This is a genomic window from uncultured Allobaculum sp., from assembly GCF_948576815.1.
Lineage (GTDB): Bacteria > Bacillota_I > Bacilli_A > Erysipelotrichales > Erysipelotrichaceae > Allobaculum > Allobaculum fili.
Genome location: NZ_CAPAEZ010000091.1, coordinates 1 through 8,196 on the forward strand (window position 1 = coordinate 1; position 8,196 = coordinate 8,196).

Annotated in this window: 6 protein-coding genes; all 6 read right to left on the reverse strand. The window is 52.0% G+C overall.

Annotated features, from left to right (window positions below):
- Positions 1 to 660: 660 nt before the first annotated feature.
- The 6 genes from fba to polA all read right to left on the reverse strand — a co-directional run bounded on the left by fba (position 661) and on the right by polA (position 7,981).
- A complete protein-coding gene (fba, locus tag Q2J39_RS09910) occupies positions 661 to 1,527 on the reverse strand; it encodes a class II fructose-1,6-bisphosphate aldolase (RefSeq protein ID WP_230267233.1) in 867 nt (288 codons plus the stop codon).
- 261 nt (positions 1,528 to 1,788) lie between these two features.
- Positions 1,789 to 2,721: an ATP-binding protein gene (locus Q2J39_RS09915; protein WP_288340496.1), complete on the reverse strand. Its 933-nt coding sequence runs from the start codon at positions 2,719 to 2,721 to the stop codon at positions 1,789 to 1,791.
- Positions 2,702 to 3,895, reverse strand: a complete 1,194-nt coding sequence (locus Q2J39_RS09920) for a DnaD domain protein (protein ID WP_230267235.1) — start codon at positions 3,893 to 3,895, stop codon at positions 2,702 to 2,704. Before Q2J39_RS09920 ends, Q2J39_RS09915 begins: the two co-directional genes overlap by 20 nt.
- Positions 3,892 to 4,575 (reverse strand): dephospho-CoA kinase, encoded by a 684-nt coding sequence (coaE, locus tag Q2J39_RS09925; protein ID WP_288340498.1) that lies wholly within the window; start codon positions 4,573 to 4,575, stop codon positions 3,892 to 3,894. The genes Q2J39_RS09920 and coaE overlap by 4 nt, the downstream gene beginning before the upstream one ends.
- Positions 4,557 to 5,405 carry a DNA-formamidopyrimidine glycosylase gene (gene mutM, locus Q2J39_RS09930; RefSeq protein ID WP_288340500.1) on the reverse strand — a complete coding sequence of 283 codons (849 nt, stop codon included), beginning with the start codon at positions 5,403 to 5,405 and terminating at the stop codon, positions 4,557 to 4,559. Before mutM ends, coaE begins: the two co-directional genes overlap by 19 nt.
- A complete protein-coding gene (polA, locus tag Q2J39_RS09935) occupies positions 5,405 to 7,981 on the reverse strand; it encodes a DNA polymerase I (RefSeq protein ID WP_288340502.1) in 2,577 nt (858 codons plus the stop codon). Before polA ends, mutM begins: the two co-directional genes overlap by 1 nt.
- Positions 7,982 to 8,196 lie beyond the last annotated feature (215 nt).

Consider the following 8,196-nt stretch of genomic DNA (forward strand, 5'->3'; position numbering starts at 1 on the left):
TCCAGCGAGGTGTTTTGAGCCTTCGAAACGGCCAAATGTTTCAACTACCAAAAAACGAATTTACACAAAATTTTTGACATACCCATTTTCTCCCAGTGCCATTCGGTTAGACGTTTTAAAGAAAGGCCAAATCATCCATTTGAGATGATTTGGCCTTTCTTGTTGGACGGCTCATTTCGCGGTTTCAAAACTTGTACAAAAGTGATAATTGGCAAATCCGCGAGGCCCTTCGGGCATAATCCAGAGGCGCTTAGAGGGGGTTATTTTTCCCCCTTTCCCCACTGGAAAGGGCCCGTTGGTCGAAGGAGAGCAGCATCGACGGCCCAGGCAGGATCTGAAATGAACCGTATTGACTCGAATATGATCCGCATTGAGCTGTATCTGACCCGCAACGACACGAATGGGATCCGCATTGACCTGTATTTATCCCGAATTGAGTCGTGCAGAAGTCGAAACGAACCGCTCGCAAATCGTATCGAAATTCGTCGCAGGCCATCGAACCAGTCTGGATTCCATCGCCTGATGGCAGGATGGTCTCCAGGAATTCATAGCGGATCAGGACCATCAGAAAAAGATGACTGCGAAAAACGGTGCCCGTCCGTGAGGAAGAGCACCGTTTTGTTCTGGGATTGTGCGGCCCGAAGGCCTTAGAGTGTTGATTTACGCTTTGTATGCGGAACCAAGGAAGTCAGTTACGTAGTCTTCAACCAGTTTCTGGATTGCTTCAGCACCTGGTTTGAGCAGTTTTCTCGGATCCCATCCTTTGTTGGTGAGGTCTTTGCCTTCTTCGATGTATTTACGTGTAGCGTCCGCAAATACGAGCTGGCATTCAGTGTTGATGTTTACTTTGGAAACGCCGAGGACGATGGCTTCTTTAACCATTTCCTGTGGGATTCCGCTTCCGCCGTGGAGTACGAGAGGTTTGCCCTCAGTTACTTTCTGGATTTCAGCCAGAACGTCGAAGTTCAGGCCAGCCCAGTTTGCAGGATATTTACCGTGGATGTTACCGATGCCGGCAGCCAGGAAATCTACACCCAGATCAGCTACCGCTTTGCATTCTGCAGGATCAGCTACTTCGCCGGAAGAGATAACGCCGTCTTCTTCGCCGCCGATACCGCCGACTTCGCACTCAATGGAGATTCCTTTGGAGTGAGCCAGTTCGATGAGTTCTTTGGATTTTTCGATGTTCTCTTCGATTGGATAGTGGCTTCCGTCGAACATTACAGAAGTGAATCCAGCTTCGATGGCTTTTTTAGCGCCTTCGTAGGATCCGTGGTCGAGATGAATAGCTACAGGTACAGTGATGTTGTAGAATTCCATGATGTTTTTAACCATGTCTACAGCATTTTTGTATCCGCACATGTATTTAGCAGCACCTTCGGAAACGCCGAGGATGACAGGAGACTGTTTTGCTTCACAGCCAAGCAGAATGGCTTTGATCCATTCCATATTGTTGATGTTGAAGGCACCAATAGCGTAATGGCCTTCATGAGCTTTGTTGATCATTTCAGTAGCAGAAACTAACATAACTCAAATCCTCCTTGTGATTAACGTCTTTAGTTTACCGCACTCCAAAATATAATTAAAGACAATTCCCTTTTGGCGAATCGGGCAGAAGGACGAAAATGGCCGAAAACTCATATCGTCCAATTCTTTTCCATCTGTACAGAAGCCAGGCGATCTGTACGGATCACCTGGCTTGATTTGTCCTTAAAAGTATGGGCAGAGAAAGCACATTCCGTATTGCGACACCTGGCTTTTCTTCTGTTCAGCAGCGTTGCAGAACGCTTATAGCGTACCGCCGGTCGGACGGCGCGAACTGCCCATCAGCTGGACGGGTCTGGCCAGCGTATTGACGCGTTCCATCAGGCGTTTGGCCGCAACGAGGGTATACTCGCCGGCGTTGGAAACGGCGTAGCGCTCTTCGAGTTCCTGCGGGGAAATGTTGCTGGCGAAGTACGTTTTTCGCTTCGCGTTCATGCGCTCATCGAGCACCGGGAAGAGAATTTCGTCCCGGGTCCACTGGGTCACGGATTCACTGCCAAAATCATCGAGAAACAGAACGTCCGCAAAGCGCATGCGGCCAAGGATCGTCCGCCGCCACTCTTCGTCGCTGAGGTTGTCCTTGAGTTCGCTCATGAGCAGCGGCACGCGCACAAACACGACTTTCTTTCCGTTCTGCGCATACTGATTGGCCAGCGCCATCATCATCGTGCTCTTGCCCGTTCCCGGCTGCCCGAAAAACAGGCAGCCCGTGGGGGCGTTAAAGGAACGCAGCGCCGACGTGTACGCGTTGATATAGTGCTGCGGCTCCCGGTCCATCGTCTCTTCCAGTTTTTCCAGCGTGACCAGATAGTCGTCATCCTGCAGGTGCGAAACCGTAAAGTTCGAACGATGCGCCAGTTTTGCCGTCTTCTGGTTCTGATAGCGGCAGGGACCGTAGTATTCCACAAGCATCCCCTGATCATCCACTTCCATCAGCGCCGACTGTCCAAGCACTTTCATGCGGCAAAACTGCAGGCCCTTGCAGGAGCGGCAAATCTGCGTATTGCGCGCGTAGCGGTCCAGACGGCTCGACTGCGTTTCGAGAATGGAGGGGTCGAGATGATAGCGGCTCAGAAAATTCTGAACATCGCCATTTTGTAAAAGCAAACGGATGCGTTCAGCCCGGGCGGCCTTCTGCTTTTCGTTCAGCTCCACTTCAAGTTTCATTTTCTTCATGGCTTCCTCCTTCGAGCAGCTGGCGGCGCAGATCCTTGGCGGCCTGTACGCTTTCCGCCGTGCTCTTTTCGGTTGGAATCGTATCGTACCAGTCCGGCAGAGCTTTCTTCGGGGCGCCCCGACGGCCTTTGCCTTTGGCCAAACTGGTTCGGCTGTCAAAGTTTTCGAGATACGCTAAAGCGTCTTTTCGCGTATTGATTTTCGCACGCAGCAGGTTATTGGCCATGGTGCGCACGTAGCCAGTCGAAAACGCGCCGGATTTCTGGTTCATGCAGTATTCGGTGAGCGTGTTGATCACTTCAAACGGCATGTGCTTGTCTTCGGCCAGCGAAGTGAGCAGCTTCTTTTCCGAAGGCAGAATATCCACGTTTTCGGGCTGTCTGGCTTTCAGGAAGGATACCGGCGACTGCATAAAGTCATCCGGATCCGTTTCCATAATCTTGCGGCTCTTATTGAGTTCTTCGATCACCGCATCAAAATCGATCCACGTTTTCCGATCCTTGAGATGCCGGCTGATAAAAGGGCGGATATCGAGTTCGCCCATTCCGTACAAAGTCGCCAGATGCGCGATCCGGGCCATATTTTCCCGGCTGCGCAGGCGCTGGGGAAAGACGTTTTGCATACCCTGGAAAAAGACGCCCCAGTCAAAAGGATAAGCATTGATGTCGTGGTAGTCGCTGACTGCCGATTTCAGTTCTTCTTCCTTTTTCTGATTCCAGCTCGTTTCCAGATTTTGTACGGAAACGTTGCCTTCGAGCGGCTTGAACGTGCCTTTGACCTGTCTTGGCGGACGCAGGCGCTCGAGCCGTTCAATGGCTTCCTTTCCCGCCTGTTCAAAAAACACGCGGCTGAAATACGGATCTTCCAGAAACGCGGCCTGATCCTTCGGCGCTTCCACGAGCAGACCGCAAAGCGCATCGTTTTCGACATACTGACGAACGAGCGCACTTTCTTCCAGCTTTTTCAGACTGCTTTCCAGCATCGACGAACTGCATCCGCTTAACGCTTCCAGATCGTCCAGATCGAGCGTGGAAGACAGCTGGCCGGCAATGATCAGAAACTCATAGACCAGCGACGCCTGCGCGCCGAGAATCGGGCGATAGAGCAGCTGCAGATCCGCGAGCCAGTGCTGCGAAAGCGTATAGGGGATGGAAATTTCAATGCTGCGGCTCATTTTATCTCGCCCGCTTTCGCATTCGTTTTCCCCGGATTCGCCGGCTTTGCCAAATTCGGCGCCGAAGCTGGCTGATCCTGCGTAAAGCTGCAAGCCAGGCAAACGCTGTCCGGCAGCAGCGCCTCAATTTGCGCGGCAAGTTCTTCCTTTGTTCCGTCGTTTGGAAGCACATGCGTACTCTGCGCCATTTTCTTTTCGGCTGGAAACTGAAGAGCCAGACGGCGCCGGGCTTCTTCAGCCGGAATATGGCGGTATTTCCCCAGACGATCGAGAGCCGTCTGGTCGCTGCACGTAATCGTCCAGACTTCGTCGAACAGATTTTGCAGGGAACATTCGAAAAGCAGAGGCACTTCCGCTGCGCAAAGCGAAGTCTGTGCATCAATCCACTGTTTCAGCTCTTCGATAATGAGCGGATGCAAAATGGCTTCCATTTTCTTTCGCTGCCCGGGATGGTCAAACATCTGATCGGCCATTGCCTTGCGATCGACATTTCCCTCTTCATCCGTGCAAAGAAGCCCTGCATCGTTCAGGGCGGCATAGCCGGCCTGATCTTTCTCAAGCAGTCTGGCGTTGATCTGATCGCAGTCGGTTACGGGAATCCAGGCGGAGAGAATTTCCTTGGCCATGCTTTTTCCGGATCCCATCGTTCCGGTAATTCCGATTACTTTTCTTTCTGACATGATGGACAGTACCAGGTGCTGCGCTGGCCGACGCGCGTATGCACGATCGGCGTATCGCAAAGGGCGCAGTCACCTTCCTTTCCGTGAACCATCAGATGATCCTGATAGCTTCCTGCATGGTTTTTCCCATAGGAAAAGCTTCGAATGGTCGTTCCGCCCGCTACAATGGACGAGCTTAAAATGCGGTGTGTCGCATCGATAATCGCCTGCCAGTCTTCTTTGGACAGGTGACTTGTGACGCTGAACGGCGAAATCCGGCTTTCAAACAGGATTTCATCCGCGTAAATGTTGCCGATGCCCGCGATGACGGACTGATCCAGCAAAACGGATTTGATGGGCGCTTTCCGTTTGCGGGTCATTTCCAGCAGCTCTTCGGCATTCAGATCGGGATCGAGCGCGTCTTTGCCCACCCCGACTAAAACCGGCAGATCCTTCCAGTTTTCCGGCCGGTCATACACGTACATACGGCCAAACTTGCGGGTATCCCGATAGCACAGCACCCGCCCGTCCTGCAAAAGGAACTGCGCGTGAATGTGCTTAGCCTCCTTTTCGTCGAGGTCATCGACGTCTTTTGGCGACGGATAAATCTGAAACTTGCCTTCCATGCGCAGATGGCTGACCAGATCCAGATTGTCGAGTTCAAAGACGAGATACTTGCCCAGCCTGTGAAAGCCGCGAAAGTGCTGACCGGCCAGCCGGCTTTCAAACTGTTCGACCGGCAGATTGGCGGCCAGTTTCGGATGCGTGACTTTGACGCGCTCGATCTGGCTGCCTTTTAATTCTTCTTCGAGGTACTGCAGAACGTTCTGCACTTCTGGTGCTTCCGGCATTATTTGGCCTCGTACCAGCTGCGGCCGGTGCTGACGCTCGCTTCGAGCGGAACGCGCAGTTCCATCGCTTGATCCATGACTTCCGGAATCAGATGTTCCATCAGCTCTTTTTCCTCATCAGGAACGAGGAAAATGAGTTCGTCATGAATCTGAAGAAGCATCTGCGACTTCAGATTTCGTTTCTGGATTTCTTCATTCATGTGCAGCATGGCGATCTTGATCAGATCGGCAGCCGATCCCTGAATCGGCGCGTTCATGGCGGCGCGCTTTCCAAATTCACGGGTCATGAAGTTCTTATCGAGAATTTCCGGAATTTCGCGGCGGCGATGCAGGAGCGTTTCCACATAGCCGTGCTCTTCGCAAAACGCAATCAGGCCGTCCATGAACCGGTGGATATTCGGGTAGTTGGCAAAGTAGGCCTTAATGAAGTTTTTCGCCTGAAGACGCGAAATTTTAAGCTCCTGCGAAAGGCCGAATTCCGTCTGGCCGTAAATGATGGCGAAGTTGACGGTCTTGGCGATGCGGCGCTGGTCTTCCGTAACGTCTTCCGGCTTTTCATCGAAAATGACGGAAGCGGTCCGCTTATGAATATCGATGCCTTCTTCAAACGCCTGAATCATGTATTCTTCGTTGGCCATATGCGCCAGCATCCGCAGTTCAACCTGCGAATAGTCTGCGGAAATGAGCCAGTGGCCAGATGGCGCGACGAACGCCTTGCGGATTTCCTTGCCTTCCTCATTGCGAATGGAAATGTTCTGCAGGTTCGGGCTGGAGGAAGACAGACGGCCGGTCTGCGTCATTGTCTGGTTGAACGTCGTAAAGATCTTGCCGTCGATAATGTTTTTGGTCAGACCGTCCACGTACGTGCTGACGATTTTGGCGTATTTGCGGTATTCGAGCACTTCATCCACGATCGGATGGAGCGGACGCATTTTTTCAAGAACTTCAGCTGCGGTGGACCGCTTGGTTCCGCCGCCTTTTAATTTCAGCTCATCAAAGAGAACGGTACCGAGCTGCTTGGGCGATGTGATCTTGAATTCATGGCCGGCGTATTTATAAATGCGCGCAGCGATTTCGTCCATGCGCTTTTCGTATTCTTCGCCGATCTGCGCCAGAATCGAAGCGTCGCAGTCAATGCCGCGGCATTCCATTTCAAACAGAACGCGTGCCAGCGGAAACTCGATGTCCTGATACAGCTTCATCTGGTTTTCTTCTTCAAGTTCCCTGAAAATGCCGTCGTGCTGCTGCTTCATGCCAAGCAGCCACGCGCCAAAGACGGGCACCGCCCGTTCGGCGGTAAAGCCGCCTTTGGTTTTCTTTTCCAGATCTTTCAGAGGCATAGGCAGAATGATGCCGCTTGCCTGAATGAGGCTTTCGGTATTGATCGCCTGCGAGTGCAGCAGGAACGACGCCAGATGCACATCCTGCGCAAAGTCAGGAAGCGAGAAACCATACCGGTCGAGCAGATGCCAGAATTCCTTGACGTCCCACGTAATGAGGGTGGAATCGTGTTCGAGCAGCGAGCGGAACGCGGCGTCTTCTTTTGCCTTTTCCAAAGGAAGGTAATGAATGGTATTGTCCACGAGATAGACGAAGCCAAAAAGCGTCTGTGTCTTAAACGGGGCAAAATCGGCGACCGGCATCAAATAGAGCGATGCATTTTCCTGCCCGGCAAACTGTTCGTCGGTAATAATTTCGAGTTTTTTCTGGACGCCCGAAGCAGCTTTCATGCGCGAGAGCAGCGACTGCATTTCGTATTTCTGATAGAAATCTTCCGCGCTGTCGGCATCGCCGTTCCAGGCGAGCGACGCCAGATCAAACGGCAGTTTCATCTCCGTAAAGATGGTTGCCATTTCCTTGGAAAGAAACGCCGAATCGCGGCCTTCTTCCAGATATTCGTGACGCTTGCCTTTAATCTCATCGAGATGGTCATACACGCCTTCTACGCTGGCATACTTATGGAGCAAGGTCAGCGCGGTCTTTTCGCCGATGTGGAACACGCCGGGAATGTTATCGGACGGGTCGCCCATCAGCCCTTTCAGATCGATGATCTGTTTCGGTGCGAGTCCATAGCGCTCCCAGACTTTGGCCTTGTCGTAAACGTCAAAGTCATTGAGTCCCTTTTTCATCATGTAGACCGTTGTGGAATCGTCGACGAGCTGCAGAAGGTCCTTATCGCTTGTCAGAATGACGGTATCCATGCCGGCGTTGCCTTTGGCGGCACTGCCGATGATGTCGTCGGCTTCATAGCCTTCTTCTTCATAGCGGGGAATGCCGGCGGCATCGAGATATTCGCGCACGATCGGCATCTGCACTTTCAGTTCTTCATCAAGCTCTTTACGGGTGCCTTTGTAGTCCGGCATCTTTTCATGCCGGAACGTCGGCTTGCCCGCGTCCCAGGCGACCAGAACGGCGTCCGGCTGAACGAGCGAAATGGCTTTGTGAAAAAGCGAAATGAATCCGAAGACCGCATTGGTCGGCACGCCGCCCGACGTGCTCATCGGATTCGAATTAATTGTGGAATAGTAGGTACGAAAGAGAACGGAATTTCCGTCCACCAGAAGCAGTTTTTTCATAGAAACACCTCATATTCGATTTTATCATGATCCGCCCATGACCTTGTTCTCATCCTGTCTGTACAGAACGTATCCGAACAGGATACCTTTCCTCAGGTTTTCTCCGTTTCCAAAGATCGGACCATTATCCGATCTCTTTTCCGATCTCTTTTCCGATCTCTTTTGTAAGCGTCAAATAAAAGACGGGTATTTTCTCGACCGCCTCCTTGGGATAA

Bases quoted from the DNA above. Each gene is read 5' to 3' on its own strand.
- Q2J39_RS09920 (WP_230267235.1), bottom strand. From the start codon at position 3,895: ATGAGCCGCAGCATTGAAATTTCCATCCCCTATACGCTTTCGCAGCAC.
- Q2J39_RS09915 (WP_288340496.1), bottom strand. From the start codon at position 2,721: ATGAAGAAAATGAAACTTGAAGTGGAGCTGAACGAAAAGCAGAAGGCC.
- mutM (WP_288340500.1), bottom strand. From the start codon at position 5,405: ATGCCGGAAGCACCAGAAGTGCAGAACGTTCTGCAGTACCTCGAAGAA.
- coaE (WP_288340498.1), bottom strand. From the start codon at position 4,575: ATGTCAGAAAGAAAAGTAATCGGAATTACCGGAACGATGGGATCCGGA.
- fba (WP_230267233.1), bottom strand. From the start codon at position 1,527: ATGTTAGTTTCTGCTACTGAAATGATCAACAAAGCTCATGAAGGCCAT.
- polA (WP_288340502.1), bottom strand. From the start codon at position 7,981: ATGAAAAAACTGCTTCTGGTGGACGGAAATTCCGTTCTCTTTCGTACC.